16 protein-coding genes are annotated in these 20,472 nt (G+C 71.9%); 7 read left to right on the top strand and 9 right to left on the bottom strand.

The annotated features are described in order from the left end of the window. Window positions 1-244: 244 nt before the first annotated feature. The 7 genes from Dsi01nite_RS27850 to htpG form a co-directional block, all read right to left on the bottom strand. Complete coding sequence (locus tag Dsi01nite_RS27850; protein WP_239136221.1) at window positions 245-3,232, bottom strand: DUF5682 family protein; 2,988 nt, start codon at window positions 3,230-3,232, stop codon at window positions 245-247. Beyond that, window positions 3,229-4,344, bottom strand: coding sequence for an ATP-binding protein (locus Dsi01nite_RS27855; protein WP_203849225.1), 1,116 nt, complete (start codon window positions 4,342-4,344; stop codon window positions 3,229-3,231). Before Dsi01nite_RS27855 ends, Dsi01nite_RS27850 begins: the two co-directional genes overlap by 4 nt. A 9-nt stretch (window positions 4,345-4,353) precedes the next feature. Next, window positions 4,354-5,649, bottom strand: coding sequence for a VWA domain-containing protein (locus Dsi01nite_RS27860; RefSeq protein ID WP_203849226.1), 1,296 nt, complete (start codon window positions 5,647-5,649; stop codon window positions 4,354-4,356). Continuing rightward, window positions 5,646-7,019, bottom strand: a complete 1,374-nt coding sequence (locus tag Dsi01nite_RS27865) for a hypothetical protein (RefSeq protein WP_203849227.1) — start codon at window positions 7,017-7,019, stop codon at window positions 5,646-5,648. The genes Dsi01nite_RS27860 and Dsi01nite_RS27865 overlap by 4 nt, the downstream gene beginning before the upstream one ends. After that, window positions 7,019-7,504, bottom strand: a complete 486-nt coding sequence (locus Dsi01nite_RS27870; protein ID WP_373318847.1) for a hypothetical protein — start codon at window positions 7,502-7,504, stop codon at window positions 7,019-7,021. The genes Dsi01nite_RS27865 and Dsi01nite_RS27870 overlap by 1 nt, the downstream gene beginning before the upstream one ends. Window positions 7,505-7,740: 236 nt before the next feature. Next, window positions 7,741-8,100 (bottom strand): nuclear transport factor 2 family protein, encoded by a 360-nt coding sequence (locus tag Dsi01nite_RS27875; RefSeq protein WP_239136222.1) that lies wholly within the window; start codon window positions 8,098-8,100, stop codon window positions 7,741-7,743. Between the two features lie 14 nt (window positions 8,101-8,114). Then, entirely contained in the window at window positions 8,115-9,962 is a 1,848-nt protein-coding gene (gene htpG / locus Dsi01nite_RS27880; protein ID WP_203849229.1) for a molecular chaperone HtpG, read from the bottom strand. Between the two features lie 65 nt (window positions 9,963-10,027). Between htpG and Dsi01nite_RS27885 the strand changes: the two genes are divergently transcribed. Genes Dsi01nite_RS27885 through Dsi01nite_RS27895 form a run of 3 tightly spaced genes read left to right on the top strand, consistent with a single transcriptional unit; the run spans window position 10,028 to window position 11,884 of the window. Further along, the gene (locus tag Dsi01nite_RS27885) at window positions 10,028-10,369 is read left to right on the top strand and encodes a YciI family protein (RefSeq protein ID WP_203849230.1); all 342 of its coding nucleotides are present in this window, start codon (window positions 10,028-10,030) and stop codon (window positions 10,367-10,369) included. Continuing rightward, a complete protein-coding gene (locus tag Dsi01nite_RS27890; protein WP_239136223.1) occupies window positions 10,366-11,550 on the top strand; it encodes an RNA polymerase sigma factor in 1,185 nt (394 codons plus the stop codon). The genes Dsi01nite_RS27885 and Dsi01nite_RS27890 overlap by 4 nt, the downstream gene beginning before the upstream one ends. A gap of 37 nt (window positions 11,551-11,587) precedes the next feature. Beyond that, a complete protein-coding gene (locus Dsi01nite_RS27895; protein WP_203849232.1) occupies window positions 11,588-11,884 on the top strand; it encodes a DUF5808 domain-containing protein in 297 nt (98 codons plus the stop codon). Here Dsi01nite_RS27895 and Dsi01nite_RS27900 read toward each other — a convergent pair. Beyond that, window positions 11,837-12,814, bottom strand: coding sequence for a helix-turn-helix transcriptional regulator (locus Dsi01nite_RS27900; protein WP_203849233.1), 978 nt, complete (start codon window positions 12,812-12,814; stop codon window positions 11,837-11,839). The genes Dsi01nite_RS27895 and Dsi01nite_RS27900 overlap by 48 nt on opposite strands. Window positions 12,815-12,867: 53 nt before the next feature. Between Dsi01nite_RS27900 and Dsi01nite_RS27905 the strand changes: the two genes are divergently transcribed. The 4 genes from Dsi01nite_RS27905 to Dsi01nite_RS27920 all read left to right on the top strand — a co-directional run bounded on the left by Dsi01nite_RS27905 (window position 12,868) and on the right by Dsi01nite_RS27920 (window position 18,758). After that, window positions 12,868-13,554: an alpha/beta fold hydrolase gene (locus tag Dsi01nite_RS27905; protein WP_203849234.1), complete on the top strand. Its 687-nt coding sequence runs from the start codon at window positions 12,868-12,870 to the stop codon at window positions 13,552-13,554. Window positions 13,555-13,610: 56 nt separating this feature from the next. Continuing rightward, entirely contained in the window at window positions 13,611-14,555 is a 945-nt protein-coding gene (locus tag Dsi01nite_RS27910) for a GlxA family transcriptional regulator (protein ID WP_203849235.1), read from the top strand. Between the two features lie 38 nt (window positions 14,556-14,593). Continuing rightward, window positions 14,594-15,547, top strand: coding sequence for a hypothetical protein (locus Dsi01nite_RS27915; RefSeq protein WP_203849236.1), 954 nt, complete (start codon window positions 14,594-14,596; stop codon window positions 15,545-15,547). A 100-nt stretch (window positions 15,548-15,647) separates the two neighbouring features. Further along, window positions 15,648-18,758: a tetratricopeptide repeat protein gene (locus Dsi01nite_RS27920; protein WP_239136236.1), complete on the top strand. Its 3,111-nt coding sequence runs from the start codon at window positions 15,648-15,650 to the stop codon at window positions 18,756-18,758. Window positions 18,759-19,017: 259 nt separating this feature from the next. Here Dsi01nite_RS27920 and Dsi01nite_RS27925 read toward each other — a convergent pair whose 3' ends face one another. Continuing rightward, window positions 19,018-20,319: a carbohydrate-binding protein gene (locus Dsi01nite_RS27925; protein ID WP_203849238.1), complete on the bottom strand. Its 1,302-nt coding sequence runs from the start codon at window positions 20,317-20,319 to the stop codon at window positions 19,018-19,020. Between the last annotated feature and the right edge of the window lie 153 nt (window positions 20,320-20,472).

The following is a 20,472-nucleotide window of genomic DNA, read 5'->3' on the forward strand; positions in this document are numbered from 1 at the left end:
GCGGGGGCGTGTGGACGCCTCCCACGCTTCACGCTTGCACCGAGACGCGGCGGCGGATGCGGCTGTCCGTGACCTCAGGCGCCACCCGGCCGCACGTACGCCACGACAACCCCCGGTCCGATCCGTCTCAATGGGGTGGTGCCGGACCTGGCGCGGCCCACGTTGCCGGTTCGGTGGCCCCGGGCGTCGCACCTTGGAACGTTCCCGCTGGACGTCTCGCCCGAGGCCACCTGCGTTTCGTCGCCTAACCTGCGATCAGGAGCGCCTCCAAAGCGTCCATGGCGCCGGGGTGGGATTCGAGCAGGGCCTGGACCGTGGACCTGCCGGGTGTGGCGGGCGTGTTGAGCAGGTCGAGGTCGAGCCAGCCGGGGCCGTCCCCGCCGTCGCCCGGAATGCCGACCAGTCCGGCAACGTCGTCGCAGGTCGAAGGGTGCTCTGCCAGCAGGCGGAGCACCGGCATGGCCGCGTCCCAGCGCGCCGAGCCCGGACCGGACCCATCGCCCGGTCCACCCGCGGCACCGCGCCCTGCCCAGCCCGCGGAGCCCCCACCTCCGCCGACAAGCCCGCCCGCCGGTCCGCCAGGCCCGCCGGCGGCACCGCCTGGGCGCGGTCCAGCGATTCCTGGTGATCCCGGGCCCTGGGTCGGTGTGCCGGTGGTGGCGGTCCACGGTGGGACCCAGGCATCGACGGCGGGGAGCGTGGCGGGGAAGGTGCGGCCCGCCTCGCGGATCAGGACCGGCACCAGCTCGCCGGCCTGGTCGCGCAGGGTGGTGATGAGCGTTGGCAGCCAGGGCAGGAGGACCGGGTCGGGCAGGTGGGCGAACGCGTCCGACATCACCTCCACCACGAAGGCGGCCAGCTTCGGCACCGGCTCCAATGCCTGGACGAAGCCGCTCAGGTATTGCGGGAACGTCGGCACGACCAGCGGGTTGCCGAGCAGGTCGGCGCACCGCGCCCGCAGGTCCGCCAGCGGCAGCAGGCCGAGCTGGTGGTGAGCGGCCCAGAGCAGCGCGACCTTGGCCGGCGACTCGGGGTGCGACTGGCGGACGGCGAGCTCCAGCTGGGCCCGGTCGCAGCCGAGGGACAGCGCGAGGCCCTCCATGGTGAAGAGAAAGCCGAGCATCGCGCCGACCTGCCGGACGCCGGTCTCGTCGTCGACGAAGGCGGTCGGCAGCAGGGTGCAGTAGTGCGCATAGCCGGCGGTGACGAACGACCCGCACCACGCGGGCAGCTCCGGCTCGGTGGCCCGGTAGTGCGCGAGGAGCCGACGGATGCGGCGCAGCACGTCGGGGGCGTCGTCCACGGTGCGCTCGGCCGCGAGCAGCTCGACGGCCCGGGCGCCGAGCTCGTCGGTGAACCGCCGGCTGCCGAGGAACAGGATCGAGTCCTCGACGGCGCGCAGGGCCACGGCCGCGGTGGCGTCGGGTGCGTACACGGACCGGCGCAGCCGCCGCTCGACGACCTGCTCGACGGTGACGCCTTCATAGCCCAGCTCGATGATGTACCGCTGGTGCTTGCCGATGGAGAGGTCCCAGCTCTCCTGGATGGAGCGCTCACCGAGCCGGCGCGAGCCCATGATGGGGCGGACGGCGCCGTCGGGCAGCAGGTAGCGCAGCATCCACAGCAGGTGCGAGCAGGGGGTCAGCTCCGGACGGCCGTTGAGGTCGAGCAGCGCCCGCTGCACGGTGCTCTTGCGCAGGTCGAGGCCGATCGGGGTGAGCCGGTCGTAGACGTCGCGGGCGAGGGGTGGCAGGGCGTCGTAACCGACCTGGCCGACCCGGTCGCCACCGAGCAGGATCTCGCAGAGCCGCCGCACGTCGCGCCGGCCCGGGATGACGTCCTTCTCGATGCAGGTGACCGCCGCGTCCTGGAAGTCATACGGCGTGGGACGGGCCCGGTTGCGCATGCCGGCCAGCAGGATCGACGTCTCGAACACGGCGATGGCGTCCGCGGTGCTGGCCAGGTAGCCGTTGCGGCGGGCCAGCCGGACGATGTCGACGCACCAGCCGAGCAGCTCCTCCTCGTCGAACCCGTGCAGGTCGGGCGGGCTGGCCAGGAACTGGGTCAGCTGGTCGGCGACCGGGCCGGCCTCGACCGCCCCGGCCGCCGGGCGGGCCGCCCGTTTGCGGCTGCCACGCTGGCCTTCGAGTTGGAACGTGGCGAGCTTCGAACGGCTGACCGCCTTGGCCCAGGTCGCCGCCGCGATCGACACGGAGCCCGAGGCGAGCCCGAACTGGCCTTCGATCGCGGAGTGGCTGGAGGGGATCAGCCCGTAGAGCCACTTCGTCGCGGTGCGCGGGGTGATGTCGAACGGGGCCGCGTCGGGCCCGGTGCCGAACTGCTCGACCCGGCTGGCGGCGTGGAAGGCGCCGCACACGTACAGGCAGTCGGACCGGTCGACGCCGGACGTGGCGAGGTGCTCCCGCATGCGCGTCCACATGTAGCGCTCGCGGTCCTCGTCGACGGTGACCCGCTCGGCGCCGCTGGGCGCCAGCCGCCTGAAGAGGCTGCCGATGAGCACCATGACCTGCCGGTAGGTGGCGTAGTCGGCGTCGACGAGCGGCTGCTCGACATACTGGTCCCACCACTCCGACCAGTGGCGCACCTTGCCGTGGTGCAGCAGGTGCGTCTCCAGCTCGGCGAAGCGCGGCCGCAGGTCGCCGATCTCGATGCCGACCGCGTCGCCGTGCAGTTCACCGGCGTCGTCCTCGTCCGAGGAGTCGGAATCCGGGGAGTCGGCGTGCGCCGGTGTGGCGGGGGTGCGCGGCTGCCATTGGAAGACGTGGTCGGTGGAGCGGTCGACCAGCACCAGCTCGACGCCTGGGGTGTCCAGCGCGTAGGCGATGGCCTGGTATTCGGCCGAGGCCTCGGTGATGGGCGCGATGACGCTGAGCGGGCCCCAGTCCTTCGGGAACGTGTCCAGCTCGGACGCGAACGCCTGCAGGGCCACCGGCAGCCGGCAGTTGCGCAGCTCCGTCAGCAACGGCGTGAGGTCCTCGCACAGCTCCAGATAGATCACCTTGGGCTGCTTCTCGCGCAGCCTGCGGACCATGGCGAGGGCGGACGCCGGCGAGTGGTGGCAGACCGGGAAGATCTCCAGCTCCTCGCGCAGCGCCCGGTCGACGTCGTCGACGATCCCCGCCAGGATGTCGGGCACGGCGCCCGGCGAGGCGGCGAACGCGGTCGCCGCCTCGACGAGCTGTTGCCGCAGCGCCCCGAAAGGCTCGCTCATGACAGGGTGGCGATCGCCTCGCGGCCGCCCTCGAGGAAGGCCGACCAGTCCCCGCCGTCCTGCTTGCTGCGCGGCTCGACGACGCCGTGCCAGTACTTGTTGAGGATCGCGAGATCCTCGGGGCTGCGCCGGGCGAGCGAGCCGACGAGCGAACCCGCCAGGGTCTGCGCGCGCAGCGTGCGGTCGCCGAAGAAGGTGCTGTGCAGGATCGCGTCCTCCAGCACGCCGATCTGCTCGGCGGTCGACAGCGCCGACTCGAGCTTCTCGTCGTCGCTGGTCGCCGACGCGGCCGCGGTGCGCAGGTCGGCGAAGCTCTGCAGCAGGATGTCCAGCAGGTTGGGCGGCACGTCGAGCTCGATGCGGTGCCGGCGCAGCAGCTCCGCGGTGCGGAACCGGACGATCTCGGCCTCGCTGCGCTTGTTCGTCACCACGGGGATGCGCACGAAGTTGAACCGGCGCTTGAGCGCGGAGGACAGGTCGTTGACCCCGCGGTCGCGGCTGTTGGCGGTCGCGATGATCGAGAAGCCGGGCTGCGCGAAGACGATGTTGTCGTCGTCGAGCTCGGGGATCGACACGTACTTCTCGGACAGGATCGAGATGAGCGCGTCCTGCACGTCACTGGTGGAGCGGGTCAGCTCCTCGAACCGGCCGATGACGCCCCGCTCCATCGCCGTCATGATCGGCGACGGGATCATCGAGGCCCGCGACTGGCCCTTGGCGATGACCATCGAGACGTTCCACGAATACTTGATGTGGTCCTCGGTGGTGCCGGCGGTGCCCTGCACGACGAGTGTCGAGTTGCGGGAGATGGCCGCGGACAGCAGCTCGGCGAGCCAGCTCTTGCCGGTGCCGGGGTCGCCGATGAGCAGCAGGCCGCGGTCGGAGGCGAGCGTCACGATGCTGCGCTCGACGAAACTCCGGTCGCCGAACCATTTCTGCGACACCTCACGGTCGAGGCCGTCGGCGCGTTCCGAGCCGAGCACGAACAGGCGGACCATCTTGGGGCTGAGCCGCCACGAGAACGGCTTCGGCCCGTCGTCGATCGACTCGAGCCAGTCGAGCTCATCGGCATATTTGACCTCGGCGGGGGCGCGCAGCATGTCGTCGGTCATGTCGGTCTCCTATGCGAGGAAGTTCTTGAGTTCGGTGATGAGCTTGCGGATGTGGCCGGAGATCACGGGCGTGCCCATGTCCTTGAACCGCTGGCGGAACCACGGGTTGACGCTCTGCTGGCCGCCGCTGCTGACGGAGCCGATCGGGATGAACCTGACGCCGGACCGGTGCACCGCCTGGATGCCTTCCAGCAGCGGCTGGGAGCGGTCGAACTCGTAGAAGTCGGAGATCCAGACCATCACTGTGTTGGCCGGGTCGGCGATCTTCGGCCGGGCCATCGCCATCGCGACCGGGCCGTCGTTGCCGCCGCCGAGCGAGGTGCGCAGCAGCACCTCGAACGGGTCGTGCACCCATGGGGTCAGATCCAGCGCCCGCGTGTCATAGGCGATGAGGTGCACGTCGACCTTCGGCAGCCCGGCGAAGATCGAAGCGAGGATGGTGCAGTTGACCATCGAGTCGACCATCGAACCGGACTGGTCGACGACCACGATGAGCCGGGCCGGCGTGGTGCGCTTCGCGGTCTGCTTGTAGAAGAGCCGGTCCACGTAGAGCCGCTCGTCCTCGGGGCTCCAGTTGGTCAGGTTCTTCCAGATGGTGCGCTCGAGGTCGAGGTTGCGGTAGACCCGTTTCGGTGGCACCGACCGGTCGATCACGCCGGCGCTGCTCTGCTGCACCTGGGTGCGCAGCACCTCGGCGACCTCGTCGACGAACCGGCGGATCAGCGCCTTCGCGTTGGCGAGGGCCACGCCCGACAGGTTGCTCTTGTCGCGCAGCAGCTGCTCGATGAGCGACATGCTCGGCGTCAGCTGCTTGGCCAGGGCCGGGTTGGCGAGGACCTCCCGCAGGTGCATCCGCTTGACCAGGTCGCCTTCGAGCCCGCCGAGAACACCGGCGAGACCACCGGCGTTGGGCCGGCCGCGCAGCTCGCCCGGGTCCATGCCGAGGGCCCGCTCGAACCAGCCGGCGTCGGCCTGCCAGTTGGCCAGCTGGGTGGCGCTCACGTTGCCGCTGCCGGTCGCGAACACGTTGATGAGCAGCTTCGACACGAGCGCCGCGCGCCGGACCTCGTCGCCCTGCGGGGTGTCGTCAGCGGGTGCCATCAGCCCGTCGAACGCACCCGCCAGGTCGGGGTGGCGCTGCACCAGGTTGTCCACGGAGACGCCCGGGTCGAGCAGCGCCGCGGGCAGGCCGATGTCCTCGACGATGGCGACGCTCGCCGACTCGAGGGCATGCTGCTCGTCGGCGTCGAAGACACGGGCCAGCATCCGCCAGTACAGAACCTGGCGACGGTTCTCATCACTCATTTGCGCAGCAACCTTCCGGCCCGCTCGCGCAGCACCGCGACCGCGTCGCCGGCCGCGGCGGCCGCCTTGACCACCTTCGGGTCGGTCGGGCCGAGCGCCCAGTCGGTGGTGTGCACCCCGACGGGCTGGCGCTTGACCATGGTGAGCACCGCGATCGGCTGCAGCGACCACCCGCCGTCGTCCCACCGCAGCAGCCCGATGCAGGCGTGCGAGGCGGCGACGAGCTGCGGGGTCAGCGGCCCGCAGGACGGCAGCCGGGTCGTGTCGACCGCGATCGTCCGGTCCCCGAGCGTGAACGCCCCGTCGACGGCCGTGTAGCCCTCGACGAACACCGGCTCGCTGATGCGGGCCGGGTGGCGCTCCAGCGGCGGCACCGCCGGGGCGGCCGCGCCGGCGAGCAGCACCCGGGCGGTGGCGAACGGGTCCGCCGGCGGTCCGGCCTTGGCCCGCGCGTCGCTCCACAGCAGGTCGCCGCTGTCGAGCAGCGGCAGGTCGGTGACGTCGAGCGTCAGCCGCTCCGCGAGCGCGCCCAGCAGCACCGGATGCGCCGCGAACAGCCGCCACACGGCCGGGCCGACGATGGTGTCGACCTTCGGCGCGGCCACGCTGGTGCGCACCAGCCGCGGCGCGGTGCCCGGCGTCTCCAGGATGCCGTGCACCTGGATCTGCACCGCGGTGGCGTGCTCGTGCACGTCGGCGCCGAGGACCAGCAGCCGCCCGGTGACCGGCTCGGACGGGGTGAGCCGGCCGCCGTCCTGCGCGAGCAGCATCGCGCGGCTCCACAGGTCGCCCCACCGCCGGACCGGCAGCCGGTCCATGGTCGCGATCGGGCTGCACGCGCGCAGCTCGGCCGCGAGCCCGTCGAGCAGCGTCGCGAGCCGCCGCAGCCGGGGCTCGGCCAGCGCCGCCTCGATGGTCTGTCCCGCGGCGGTGACCAGGTCGTGGTCGACACCGCGCCAGCCGGTGATGGCGAGCTCCCGCAGCCACGACCGGCTCCCGGCGAGCAGGTTGGCCGCGGTGGCGGCGTCGCCGGAGCCGCCCGGCCACGACGCGCGGGTCCGGCCGAGCGCGGCGTCGGCCTGGCCGAGCAGCGCGTCGTGCACGGCCCCGAACAGCGCCGACCGGGCGCCGGCGAGGACGAACAGGTGCTCGTCGGAGATCGACCCGGCGGCGATCTTGTCGGCGGCCTCGGCGACCCGGTCCCGCAGCGGGCTGCCGGCGAACGCGTCGACGAGGCCGCCGAACGCCGACGGCGACACCCGGGCCAGGCCGTCGACGAGACCCTGGTCGAAGGATGAAACGAGATCCAGCGCCTCGGGCACACCCGGGGCAGGATCGGCGAGCAGGGCGCTGAGCTGGGTGGGAAGCATCAGTGCGCCGCCCCGACCGACGGGAACCAGTGCAGCTCGGGCACCGGTGCCGTGGTGTCGGGCAACTCCAGATAGGCCAGGTGGCGCAGGAAGCTGCTGAACACGGTCGCCGCCGGGGACGGCTCATGGTGCGCGCGCAAGCCGGCGGTGAGGCTCCTGCCCTCCTCGACGTCGATGCGCAGGTAGCGGGCGACCCGGTCGGCGCCATACTGCAGCACCGCCTCGTCGAGCAGCGCCTGCAGGTGCTTGCACGGATAGGAGCCGCGCAGCCCGCCGCAGGGCCGGTTGTTGTTGGTGCTGCAGCTCAACCCGTGGCTGCCGGCCCCGATCGAGGAGACATAGACCCGCTCCACGTCGGAGCCGCTCGACACGACTCCCTGCAACCGCCCGTCGGCCAGCTCGACGAACGGCACCTTGGCCAGCTTGCGGGGCTTCACCGGCGGGATGATGGGCGCCACTGAGCGCCTCTCCACGTCCACAGCCATCGACCTCCAGCGTCGGACGATCCTTGACGCCGGTAGTTTTACAGCATCGGTACGACAAAATTTTCGACGGCTTCGTTCAGGCAGCTCGGGACGCCTTCGAGGTGACACAGCCACTCATCTGGCTCGATGTTCTCGAGGAAGCCGGCGTACCCCACGGCACCTCGACCTCGAACGGCGGCAACGCGCCGAGCACGTCGCCGCCGGACGAGATGAGCACGAGCGTGACGACCCGCGGGTCAGATCGCGCTGGCGTGCCCCGCGATCACTCTCCAGCCGGAGGCGTCGTCGTGCAGCCACGTGCGGGTGTACCGCAGCCGCCCGTCGAAATCGTTGCCCTTGAACGTGCCCGCCAGCCGGCCCACGAACCAGGTCACCCCGGTCCGCCCGTCGACCAGCGAGAGCAGGTCCTCCTCCTGCACCGCCGTCATCTTCTGCGCACCGGTGCGGTGCAGGAGGAGGTCGTCCTCCTTGCGGTACAGCACGCCGTCAGGGCCGGTGAAGACGAGCCGCTCGTCGATCAGCTCGTCGAGGACCGCCGCGTCACCGGCCAGCTGCGCGGCCTGCAGGCGCCGCTCGGCGGCCAGCAGGGTCTCCACGGAAGCCGACGCGGTCACAGCGTGCGCGCCAGGCGGTCGGCCACCAGCCGGGTGAACCGGGACGGGTCGGTGAGCTCCCCGCCCTCGGCGAGCAGCGCAACCCCGTAGAGCAGCTCCGCCGTCTCCTCGAGACCGTCGCGATCGTCGCCGGAAAGCGCCGAACGCAGACCCGTGACCAGCGGATGCGCCGGGTTCAGCTCCAGGATCCGTTTGGTGTGCGGCATTTCCTGCCCCATCGCCCGGTACATCTTCTCCAGCGTCGGCGTGATGTCGTGCGCGTCGCCGACGATGCACGCCGCCGAGGTGGTGAGCCGCGAGGAGAGCCGGACCTCCTTGACGTCGTCCTGGAGCGTCTCGCCGAGCCAGGTCAGCAGCGGCGCGAACTCCTCCTGCTGCTCGGCGGGCGTCTCCGAGGCACCGAGGTCGACCTGCCCCTTCGCGATCGACTGCAGCGGTTTGCCGTCGAACTCGTTGACCCGCTCGACCCACACCTCGTCGACCGGGTCGGTGAGGATCAGCACCTCGTAGCCCTTGGCGAGGAACGCCTCCATGTGCGGCGAGTGCTCGACCATCGCCCGCGACTCGCCGGTCATGAAGTAGATGTCCTTCTGGTCCTCCTTCATCCGCGACACGTAGTCGCGCAGCGTGGTCAGCTCGCCGGACGCGGTGGACGGCAGGAGGAGCAGGTCGAGCAGGGTGTCGCGGTTGTCGGCGTCGTCGAGCAGGCCTTCCTTGAGCGCCCGGCCGAACTCCCCCCAGAAGGTCCCATATCGATCCGAGTCCTTCCCGCGCAGCTCGGTCAGTGTCGACAGCACCTTTTTGACGAGGCGCCGCCGCACGACCTGGATCTGCCGGTCCTGCTGCAGGATCTCGCGGGAGATGTTGAGCGACAGGTCGTGCGCGTCGACGACGCCCTTCACGAACCGCAGGTATTGCGGGGTCAGCGCCTCGCAGTCGTCCATGATGAAGACGCGCTTCACGTAGAGCTGCACGCCGTGCTTGCCGTCGCGGCTGAACAGGTCGAACGGTGCCCGCGACGGGATGAACAGCAGGGCCTCGTATTCGAAGGTGCCCTCCGCCTTCATGTGGATCGTCTCGAGCGGGTCGGTCCAGTCGTGCGAGACGTGCTTGTAGAACTCGTGGTATTCCTCGTCGCTGACCTCGCTACGGGGGCGGGCCCAGAGCGCCTTCATCGAGTTCAGCGCCTCGGTGGAGCCCTCCATGCGGATGGGCCAGGCGATGAAGTCCGAGTAGCGCTTGACGATCTCGCGGACCTTGCGGTCCACGGCGTAGTCGTGCAGCTGGTCGTCGGTGTCCTCGGGCTTGAGGTGCAGCGTGACGGAGGTGCCCTGCGGCGCGTCGTCGGCGGCCTCGATCTCATACGTGCCCTCGCCGGTGGACTCCCATCGGGTGCCGCCGGTGTGGCCGGCCCGCCGGGTCACCAGCGTGACCTTGTCGGCGACCATGAACGTCGAGTAGAACCCGACGCCGAACTGCCCGATGAGCTCCTGTTTGGCGGTGGCGTCCTTCGACTCGCGCAGCTTGCGCAGCATCTCGGCCGTGCCCGACTTCGCGATCGTGCCGATGAGCTGGATGACGTCGTCGCGGGACATGCCGATCCCGTTGTCCCGGACGGTCAGCGTCCGCTCCTCGGCGTCAACCGCGAGGGTGATGTGCAGGTCGTCGGTGTCCGCGACAAGATCCTTGTCGATGAGCGACTCGAGCCGGAGCTTGTCCAGGGCATCCGATGCATTGGAGATCAGCTCCCGCAGGAAGATGTCCTTGTTCGAGTAGATCGAGTGGACCATCAATTGCAGGAGCTGCCGCGTCTCGGCCTGGAACTCCAGCGTTTCGCTGCTCACGTGAAACCCCTTCCGTGAAGATGCCGCAGAAAAGAATACGTGGGACCTGCGGTACAAAGGTGCCCATGAGGCGGTATCTGCTCAGCGTGATCGAACCCAGTGAGGGCAATCCCCCGACGCCGCAGGAGATGGCGGAGATCGAGGCCGACGTGGACGCGTTCGACCAGGGTCTCCGCGACGCGGGCGTGTGGGTGTTCTCGGGTGGCCTGCTCCCACCCGGCACCGCCACCGTGCTGCGGCCGAAGGACGACGGCGTGCTGCTGAGCGACGGGCCGTTCATCGAGGGCAAGGAACACCTCGGCGGCTTCTGTGTGATCGCCGTCGAGGACCTCGACGAGGCGCTCGAATGGGCCGGCAAGGCGATGCGTGCCACGCGCCTGCCGATCGAGGTGCGGCCGTTCCGGTGACGGCGGACCCGGTCGAGCAGGCCTTCCGGGAGCAGTACGGCCGAGCGGTCGCCGTCCTGGTCCGCCTCCTCGGCGACCTCGACCTCGCCGAGGAGGCGGTCCAGGAGGCCTTCGCCGCGGCGGTCCAGCACTGGGCGCAGTCGGGCCCGCCGCCGAGCCCGGCCGGCTGGATCATCACCACCGCCCGCAACCGGGCCGTCGACCGGCTGCGCCGTGAGGCGAAACGCGAGGACCGGCACCGCGAGGCCGCTCTGCTGCAGGCAGGTGACACCCCGGAGCCGCTCGACCGCCTCCGCCTGATCTTCATCTGCTGCCACCCGGCGCTGCCGACGAGCGCACAGGTGCCCCTCACCCTCCGCCTGCTCGGCGGGCTCACCACCACGGAGATCGCGCACGCGCTACTGGTGCCGGAGTCGACCGTCGCGCAGCGGATCGTCCGGGCGAAGCAGAAGATCCGCGACGCCGGGATCCCGTTCCGCGTGCCCCCGGCGGAGCGACTGCCCGAGCGGCTGCGACCCGTCCTCGCCGTCATCTACCTGATCTTCAACGAGGGATATGCGGCCAGCTCCGGCGACCGGCTGATCCGCGACGACCTGTGCGCGGAGGCGATCCGGCTCGGCCGGCTGCTGCACGAGCTGATGCCGGACGAGCCCGAGGTCACCGGCCTGCTCGCGCTGATGCTGCTCACGGAGGCGCGCCGGCCCGCACGCACGAATCCCGGCGGCGAGCTCGTCCTCCTGCGCGACCAGGACCGCAGCCGCTGGGATCAACGCCTGATCGCCGAAGGCCACCTGCTCGTCAGGCAGTGCCTGGCCCGCGACCGCCCGGGCGTCTATCAGCTGCAGGCGGCGATCAACGCCGTCCACACGGACGGGCCCGGCACCGATTGGCAGCAGGTGTTGCAGTTGTACGACCAGCTCCTGCACCTGTCACCGACGCCGGTTGTGGCGCTGAACCGTGCCGTCGCCGTCGCGGAGGTGACCGGACCGGCCGCGGCGCTGGATCTCGTGGACGCCCTTGACCTGGCCCGCTACCACGTCTTTCACACCGTGCGAGGGGATCTGCTGCGGCGGCTCGACCGCGAGCCGGAGGCCAGGGAGGCGTTCCGCCGGGCGGCCGAACTCGCCGGCAACGACGTGCAGCGGTCATACCTTCTGACACGTTGCTCTTCCGAACCGTGACAAGCGGTGGCACGCTCGAATGGTGAACCACGCAGCCTTGGCCGAGCTTCTCGCGATCGCCTTCATGGTCGCCGTCCTCGCCCTCGCGATCGTCGCGGTCCCCGCACCGAAGCGTCGCGACGGCGGCAACGCCCGCGGGATGAGCGCCGACCCGCGCGCGTGGCGCGGCAACTTCTACGTCAACCCCGACGATCCGGCGCTGTTCGTGCCGAAACGCCAGGGCGCCGGCTGGACGCTCAACTTCGCCCACAAGTGGACCTGGCGACTGGTCTGGATCATGGTCGGTTCACTGGTCGCGGCCGTCGTCCTCAGCACGACCCTCGCGCACGACTGACCCGGCCCTTTCCAGGCGGCGGGCCAGCGCCATGACCTCGTGGCGCAGTTCGTCGGGGCGGTGGATGGTGAACCCCCAGCCGAGGCCGGCCAGCATCTGCGCCATCCCGTCCAGGTGCTCGGCCCGGCACGTCAGCAGGACGCCGTCCGGGTGCTCGGCGAGCGTGCCGACCGTGGCCGGGATGCGCCGGGCCGCCTCGACCAGTCCCGTGTGGAGCAGCACCTCGACGTCGTGCTGGTACGGCACCGCGGCCAGCCCGGCCACCACGTGCGCGACCGGGTCGAATCCGGCCAGCGGCTGGAAGTACACCTCCAGGCTCTTGATCGAACGGATCCGGTCCAGCCGCAGCGTGCGGACCTCACCGCTGCGGTGGTCATGGCCGGCGGTGTACCACCGTCCGTTGTGGACGACGACGCCATAGGGGTCGAAGTCGCGTTCGGTGTCGTCTCCGCGCCAGGACCGGTAGGTCACCCGGATCCGGCGGTGCGCGCGGGTCGCCTCACCCAGCACCAGGAGGTGGCCGGCCGGCGGTGGCGCCGAGTCGCGGGCGGGCGCGGTGAAGCCGAGCGTCTCGCGGACCGCCTGGACCCGCTCCCGCAGCTTCGCCGGCAGGACCCGCTCGATCTTCGCGAGCGCCAGGGGCGTCGTCACTCCCTGCCGGGCGGCGACGAGCAGGCCGAACACGACGGCGACGGCCTCGTCGTCGGTGAACATCAGCGGCGGCAGCTTGTAGCCGGGTAGCAACCGGTAACCGCCATACCTGCCACGGTCCGCCTGGACCGGCACGCCCAGGTCGACGAGGGTGCCCACATACCTGCGGACGGTGCGACCGTCGACCTCGAGACGACGGGCCAGCTCAGGGCCGGTCAGGCCGGGCTGCGCCTGCAGCAGCTCCAGCATCGCGAGGACCTTTTCGGTGGACTGCGCCACCCGGTCTTTATATCAGGGCGGAATCGGCCCGGATTCAGTTCTACGGTCATGCCATGACGAAATTCATCCTGGTGCCGGGCATGTGGCTCGGTGGTTGGGCGTGGGACGCGGTCTCCGCGCGACTGCGGGCGGCCGGCCACGACGTGACCGCACTGGACCTCGACATGACCGCCGGGGCGACCCTCGACACCCACATCGGGCAGGTGACATCCGCCGTTGCCGGCGCGGAGGACGTGGTGCTGGTCGGGCACAGCTATGGCGGGCTGCCCGTTCGTGGCGCGGCCGACCGGATTCCCGGCCAGGTCGCCCGGGTGATCTATGTGGACAGCGGGCCGCTGCCCGACGGCGTCTCGCAGGCCGACATGGGCGGACCGGCCACAGTGGACGGCGAGTTCATCCCGCCGCCGTCGTTCGACCCGGCCGACGACCCGGTGCAGTTCGCCGGCCTCGACGGCCTGACGGACTCGATCCTCGCGCGGGCGGTCCCGCACCCGCTGGCGAGCGCCCGGCAGCCGTTGCGGCTGGACAGCGCCTCGCAGCCGCCGACGGACCTGCTGTGCACGACGTTCGCGGCCGAGGTCGTGCATCAGATGATCGACGCGGGACATCCGTTCTTCAGCGGGCTCGACCGCCGGGACTACCGCGTCCACGAGCTGCCCACCGGGCATTGGGCCATGTTCAGCCGGCCGGACGACCTGGCTGCGCTGCTGTCATCGTTGGTGACGGTTCCGGCCAGCTGACCGCCGGTTCCTGCCATCGTCGTGGCAGTTTCGGGGGCCGGGGGTAGGTTCTGGCCATGCGGACGGTCGCGGTGCTGGCCCTTGACGGGGTGATTCCGTTCGACCTGTCGACGCCGCTCGAGGTGTTCGGGCGGACCCGGCTGCCGTCGGGTGCTGGGGCGTATCGGGTCGTGGTGTGCTCGCCGCTTCGGTCGGTGTCGGCGGGTGGGTTCCGGCTCACCGATTTATCGGATTTATCGGTTATGTCTTCTGCGGCGCTGGTCATCGTGCCTGGTTGCGCCGACCCTTCGGCCGCGGTCCGGCCGGATGTGGTGGACGCGTTGCGTTCGGCCGCCGCGGCGGGGACCCGGATCGCCTCGATCTGCTCCGGGGCGTTCATCCTCGCCGCGGCCGGCCTGCTCGACGGGCTCCGGGCGACCACGCACTGGGTCGCCGCCGCTGAGCTCGCTCGGGCGTATCCGGCCGTCACGGTCGATCCCGATGTCCTGTACATCGACAACGGCCAGATCCTCACGTCGGCGGGCGCGGCGGCCGGCCTGGACCTGTGCCTGCACCTGATCCGCCGGGACCACGGCTCCGCGGTCGCCGCCGACGCGGCCCGGCTGTCGGTGATGCCGCTGGAACGGGAGGGCGGGCAGGCGCAGTTCATCGTGCGCGACCAACCGCCGACGCCGCAGGGCGCCGAGCTCGAGCCGTTGTTGCGCTGGATGCAGGACAACCTGGCCCGCGAGCTCACCCTGGACCGGCTGGCCGCGCGGGCGGGCATGAGCGTGCGCACCCTCAACCGGCGCTTCCGCGACCAGACCGGCACGACCCCGTTGCAGTGGCTGCACCGGGCGCGGATCCGCAGGGCGCAGCACCTCCTCGAAGCGACCACCGACCCCGTGGAGCGGATCGCGGCCCAGGTCGGGTTCGGCTCGCCGACCGCATTCCGGGACAGGTTCAAACGCATCATCGGTACTGGTCCGCACGCATATCGGCGGGCGTTCCGGGGTGCGTGATCCGATTTTTTGTCGGTGGGTGGGTGCAGACTGCAGGCATGGGTCCGGGGAGTCGTGGTCGTAGCCACAAACGCAGACATCGCCAGCAGTCCGTCCACCGCCGCACGCCGCACCGGCGGGCTCCTTCGACCGCGGCCGGCCCACCGGGCCTGTTCGCGGCGGTCGTCGGTGACGTCGACCCCCTCCTGCGGCGCATCCTCGGCGGCCCCGCGGCGCTCGTCCCCGACGACGACCCGACCGACGCCGAGTTCGCCGGCGCGGCGTTCGTGTCGATGGCCGCGCTCACCATCGGCGACCCGATGGCCTCCGTCACCGCCGGCGGCACCCTCGAGGCGGTCCTGCTCTCCGACGTGATCCCCAGCTTCGAGCGAGCGGTCACGCCCATGGCCCCCGCGGTCGTGCTCGGCCTCGGCAGCGTCGCGGGCGGCCGGGTCGCCGCCGCGGCCGCCGCCACCGTCGAGCGGATGGTCGCGGCCGGCGCCCACCGGCCCGTCTGGTCGCCGGAGCTGGCCGGCCCGCTGCGCGCCGGCGGCTGCCACCGCCTCGTCGCCGCCGACGGCACCCACGTCGGGCTCGGCTTCTCCGTCGCCCGCGCCGGCTGGACCAAGTCCGTCGAGTGCTACCTGGACCGCACCGACGGCAGACTCGTCCGCACCTACCTGACGTTCCTCGTCGGCGTCGGCTCCCCGGCCCACGAGCAGCAGCTCGGCGTGCGCCGCCACCTGCACGAGGCGATCCGCGCCGTCCGTGAGGACGTGCCGCCGGCCGACTTCCGGGCCCTGGTCGAGGACGCGCTCGAGCGCAGCGACGCCCACGACCGGCACCGGCCGACGCCGCTGATCGACCCGTTCGTCTTCGCCGGCGAGCACCTGTCGCTCACCGGGGCGTCGCCGATCGACGACGCGCCGGCGAGCCCGCTGACCCGCACCGTCGCGCCCCTGCTGCGGTCCTGGATGCGCAGCCTGCCCCGCGAGGTGCGCAGGTTGCAATGACCGGCGACACTGGGTGCTGCGAGACGAGCGGTTGATTTCGCAAGTCGAACGGTAGGTTTTGCGGGACGAGCGGTAGACGAGGATCGCGGCAGTGGACGACATGCAGGACAGCCCCGCGACGGTGACAACCAGGCCGGCGTTGGCGAACCTCCTGCGCGACCTGCGCCGCCGGCAGGCCCGCGCCACCGGCCGTCCCCCGCTGACCTACCGGCAGCTCGCCGCCCGCACCGGCTGGTCACACGGGATCATCGGCGAATACCTGGCCGGAAGGGTCCTGCCGCCGACGGACCGCTTCGACGATCTCGTGCGGTTGCTCGGCGCCACCCCGTCGGAGCAGGCCGCCCTGGCCTCGGCCCGCGACCGGGTCGAGGAGCAGCGCGCCGCGGACCACACCGTGCAGGCCCCTCGCGACCGGTCCGGGGTCGCGCCCCGGCAGCTGCCCGCCGACCTGGTGACGTTCGCCGGCCGGACCTGGCAGCTGGCCCTGCTCGACCGGCTCACCGCCGACCGGCGGCCAATCGTGCTGTCCGGCACGGCCGGCGTCGGCAAGACCGCGCTCGCGGTGCATTGGGCGCACCGGGTCGCCGGGCTCTTCCCCGACGGACAGCTGTTCCTGGATCTGCGCGGCTTCGGGCCGAGCAGCCGCGACCCGGTCGCTCCGGCCGATGCGCTGAGCGTCGCCCTCGGCCTGCTCGGGGTCCCGCCCGCCCAGGTTCCGGCCGAGCCGCAGTCCCGCGCCGGCATGTATCGCGGCCTGCTGCGCGACAAGCAGATGCTGATCGTGCTCGACAACGCCGCGACCGCCGAGCAGGTCCGCCCTCTGCTCCCCGCCGGCGACGGCGCCGCTGGCGATGGCGGCGGCGGTGGTAGCGGTGCTGATGGCGGCGGTGGCGATGCTGATGGCGGTGGTGGCGGTGACGGTGCTGATGGCGGCGGTGGCGGTGGCGGTGCTGATGGCGGTGGCGGTGGCGGCCGTGGTGGTGGTGGCGGTGGCGGTGCTGATGGCGGTGGGAGTGGCGGTGCCGGTGCCGGTGGGATCGGCGGCGGCAGTGCCGGTGGGATCATCGGTGGCGTCGCTGGTGGCGGGGGCAGCCTCGTCCTGATCACCAGTCGCATCGATCTTCCCGCCCTGGTCACGATCGACGGCGCCCGACCGGTGACCCTCGACCTGCTCGACGCCGCCGACGCCCGCACGCTGCTCGCCGGCCGCATCGGCGCCGCCCGCACCGCCCGCGAGCCCGAGGCGGTCGACAGCATCGTCGCCGCCTGCGCCCGGCTGCCCCTCGCCCTGTCCGTCGTCGCCGCCCGCGCCGCCCTGCACCCCGACTTCAGCCTCGCGGCGATCGCCGCCGAGCTGTCCAGCGCCCATGGCCGCCTCGACGCCCTGCGCTCCGACGACCCGAAGGCCGACGTCGAGACCGTCTTCTCCTGGTCCTATCAGCGACTCACCCCGCCGGCCCAGCGCCTGTTCCGCCTGGGCGGCCTGCACCCGAGCCCCGAGCTGGGCATCCCCGCCGCCGCGGCGCTCGCCGGCCTGTCCGTCGCCGCCGTCCGTCCTCTGCTGGCCGAGCTCATCCGCGCCCAGCTCATCACCGAACCCCGCCCCGGCCGCTTCGGCATGCACGACCTGCTGTGCGCCTATGCGTCAGGCCTGGCCCACCAGGACGAGCCCGCTCAGGAGCGCGCCGCCGCCCGCCGCCGTCTCATCGAGCACTACACCCGCGCCGCCACCACGGCCGCCATGGTCCTCAACCCGTCCCGCCACCCAGCCGGCCTCAACCCCACCGTCCCCACCCCACCCCACGATCCCGCCACGCCGTTTCCCTCCCCACCGCCGCCTTCCCCGCCGCCGCCTTCCGCCCCATCTTCTTCCGCGCCGCCTTCCTCCGCGACGCCGTCCTCCGCCCCGTTTCCTTCCGCGCCGCCTTCTTCCGCGTCGCCGTCCTCCGCCCCGTCTTCTTCTGCGCCGCCTTCTTCCGCGTCGCCGTCCTCCGCCCCGTCTTCTTCTGCGCCGCCTTCTTCCGCGCCGCAGGCCACCCGGCCGCGGCTGGCGCCCTTCACCGGTTCCGGCGAGGCCGACGCAGGCGAGCCCCATCGGCCCGGGCGAACGGCCGTGCGGACGGACCGGTCACCGGCGCATGGCGATCGCGACATGGTGGTGCCGGACCTCGCCTCCGTGGACGGCGGGGCGGCCTCCGTGGACGGGCTCACCCCCGTGAACGGGCTCACCCCCGTGGGCAAGCACGCTCCCGTGGACGGCGGGCTCGCCTCCGTGAACGGGCACGCCTCCGTCAACGCGCCCACCTCCGTGGACGAGCCTGCCGACGAGGCGGCGGCTGCGGAGTGGTTCGCGGCGCAGCGGCGGGCGCTCATCGCATCGGTGCAGGTGGCGGTTGCGTGCGGGTTCGACCGGGAGGCGTGGCGGCTGGCCTGGGCGATGGCTGACCACCTCGACCGGGGTGGGCACTGGGGCGACTGGATCGCGACGCAACGGGCCGCGGTCGGCGCCGCCGAGCGGCTGGGTGACACGGCGGCCCTTGCGCTGGCGCACCGGAGCCTGTCCAGCGGGTACATCCGCAGTGGACGGCACGTCGAGGCGCGGCGGCACCTTCAGGTGGCGTTCGACCTGTTCGTCGAGCATGCGGACCACGCCGGGGCGGCCAGGTGCCAGCACGCCCTCGCCTGGCTGCTGGAGACGCAGGACCGGTTCGCGGAGGCCGTTGCGCACGACGAGCGGGCGCTGGACCTGTTCCGGCTGGCCGACGACCCGGTCGGCCAGGCGAGGGCGCTCAACTCGGCCGGCTGGCACCACGCCCGGCTCGGCGACCACGACCTGGCGCTGGAATGCTGTGAGGAGGCCCTGGAGCTGCAGCGGGGGCTCCGGGACGCGGCCGGGGTCGCGGCGACCCTCGACAGCCTCGGCTACATCCATCACCGGCTCGGCGAGCACGACCAGGCGATCGAGCGCTATCAGGACGCATTACTGCTGTACGCGGAGCAGGGTGACCGCTTCAACGAGGCCGACACCTCGATCCGGCTCGGCGACACCTGGGCCGCCGCCGGGCGGTGGGACGCGGCCCGGCTGGCGTGGCAGCGCGCCGTCGAGACACTCGACCGCCTGGCCCACCCGAAGGCGGCCGAGGTCCGGACCAGGCTGAAGGACCTCGACACACCGACGGTCGACGGCCTGCGGTGGCCCGTCGCCACCTGACAGCGCTGAAACCGCCGGGGACGACGATCACCGCAAACGCACTGCCGACGGCGACGGACCACCGACGCGGGCCGCCCCAAGGCAAGCCCGCCCAACCAGAACACCCAGGAGCGCGATCGTGCCCGATCGGGCCGGGCCGCCCTCGCGATCCTGGACAGCGTTGGACAGCAAAACAGCGTTGGACAGCGAAACACGGAGCGGGCCCGACGACGCTGTCGGGCCCGCTCCTCCCCATTCCCGCGAACTCAGACCAAGCGAACTACGACCACAAAGCCGGGACGTTCGGCGGCTCCCAGCCGACCTGCGAGGTGTGTCCTTGCAGGCAGCGGTAGGACCGGCCGCCGTAGGTGACGGTCGCGCCGGTCGCGTATGCGGTGTTCGGTGCCCACGTTCCGCCCTGCGGCGGGGTCGTCGTGGCCGTTGCGGTGGGGCTCGGGCCGCCACCCGAGGTGATGAGGGTCAGTCCGTAGGCCTGCAGGATCTCGTTGACCGGCTGGTAGTACATGGTGCCTCCGGAGGTGCAGTTGCCGGAGCCGCCGGAGGTCACACCCTGCGCCTGGGTGCCGGACAGCCATGAACCGCCGGAGTCGCCGGGTTCGGCGCAGGCGTTGGAGCGCACGAGGCCGGTCACGGTGCCCTGGGAGTACGTGACGGAGGCGTTCTTCTGCTGGATCGTGCCGCAGCGCCAGCCCGTCGTGGAGCCGGAGCGGCAGACGGACGCGCCGACGGCCGCCTCGGTCGAGCCGGCCACGGCGACGGTGCCGCCGCTGTAGTTGTTCACCAGGCCGCGTGGGGTGTTGCCAGCGTCGACCTGCACCCACGAGTAGTCGTTGCCGGGGAAGCTCGAACCGCGGAACGTGCCGCTCGGCTGGGTGGTGCGGGCGCCGGTGGTGCCGCAGTGGCCGGCGGAGACGAAGCCGCCGGTGACGGAGAACCCGATCGAGCACCTGGTGCCGCTGCCGATGTAGTACGCGTTGCCGCCGACCACGTCGATGTACGGCTTCGGGTCCTCGCTCGTCGCCTCGACCCTGACCGCCGACGGGTCGACGGCGGCCGCGGCCAGGAAGCCCGTCGCCGCGGATCCGAGGACGACGACGGCGTTGGCGCGCAGGTCGGCGTACCAACCCTTGACGGTTCGCGGCGCGGCGGCGGCGTGTTGGTCGAGCCGGGCGACGATGTCGTTGAGCTGCGCCTCGCTGCGGCCGACCAGGACCGGGGTGGCGCCGAGGTTGTGCACGGCCTTCGACTGCGCGAGGTCGGTGACGCCGACGGCGACCGACCGGCCGTCGGTGCTGACCCAGGTGCCGCCGTAGCCGGCGCCGAGGGTCTTGCGCAGCACCTGCTGGGTGGTCGCGGCGCGGCTGTCGAGGGTCAGCCGGTCGCGGGCCTGTGCCGGGGTGAGGTGCAGGTCGCGTTGCAGGGCGTTGAAGACGGCGGGTGCCACACCGGGCGGTGGTGCGGCGGCGGTGTTGGTGCCGGCGAGGGCGTTGTGGGTGAGTACGCCGGTCGTGACCAGGGCGGCGGTCACGGTGACGGACAGCACCAGGGCAGTTCTGCGCATCGCAGTTCCTTCCCGGAGGGAGGGTGGTGGCCGGCATCGGGGCGGGGGAGGCTCCCGGCACCCCGATGCCGGAGACTGTGGGGGTGCGCAACTGGCTGATTAACTCCAGTTACCGTCGTTGTTGCGTGAACGCTAGGACTCGTACAGGCGGCT

Source organism: Dactylosporangium siamense (genome assembly GCF_016862795.1).
Classification (GTDB): Bacteria; Actinomycetota; Actinomycetes; order Mycobacteriales; family Micromonosporaceae; genus Dactylosporangium; species Dactylosporangium siamense.

What these genes read in the sequence shown, in the direction of transcription:
- Dsi01nite_RS27850 (WP_239136221.1), bottom strand. Translation starts at nt 3,232, where the DNA reads ATGAGCGAGCCTTTCGGGGCGCTGCGGCAACAGCTCGTCGAGGCGGCG.
- Dsi01nite_RS27920 (WP_239136236.1), top strand. Translation starts at nt 15,648, where the DNA reads ATGCAGGACAGCCCCGCGACGGTGACAACCAGGCCGGCGTTGGCGAAC.
- Dsi01nite_RS27870 (WP_373318847.1), bottom strand. Translation starts at nt 7,504, where the DNA reads ATGGCTGTGGACGTGGAGAGGCGCTCAGTGGCGCCCATCATCCCGCCG.
- Dsi01nite_RS27885 (WP_203849230.1), top strand. Translation starts at nt 10,028, where the DNA reads ATGAGGCGGTATCTGCTCAGCGTGATCGAACCCAGTGAGGGCAATCCC.
- Dsi01nite_RS27925 (WP_203849238.1), bottom strand. Translation starts at nt 20,319, where the DNA reads ATGCGCAGAACTGCCCTGGTGCTGTCCGTCACCGTGACCGCCGCCCTG.
- Dsi01nite_RS27860 (WP_203849226.1), bottom strand. Translation starts at nt 5,649, where the DNA reads ATGAGTGATGAGAACCGTCGCCAGGTTCTGTACTGGCGGATGCTGGCC.
- Dsi01nite_RS27865 (WP_203849227.1), bottom strand. Translation starts at nt 7,019, where the DNA reads ATGCTTCCCACCCAGCTCAGCGCCCTGCTCGCCGATCCTGCCCCGGGT.
- Dsi01nite_RS27915 (WP_203849236.1), top strand. Translation starts at nt 14,594, where the DNA reads ATGGGTCCGGGGAGTCGTGGTCGTAGCCACAAACGCAGACATCGCCAG.
- Dsi01nite_RS27910 (WP_203849235.1), top strand. Translation starts at nt 13,611, where the DNA reads ATGCGGACGGTCGCGGTGCTGGCCCTTGACGGGGTGATTCCGTTCGAC.
- Dsi01nite_RS27905 (WP_203849234.1), top strand. Translation starts at nt 12,868, where the DNA reads ATGACGAAATTCATCCTGGTGCCGGGCATGTGGCTCGGTGGTTGGGCG.
- Dsi01nite_RS27855 (WP_203849225.1), bottom strand. Translation starts at nt 4,344, where the DNA reads ATGACCGACGACATGCTGCGCGCCCCCGCCGAGGTCAAATATGCCGAT.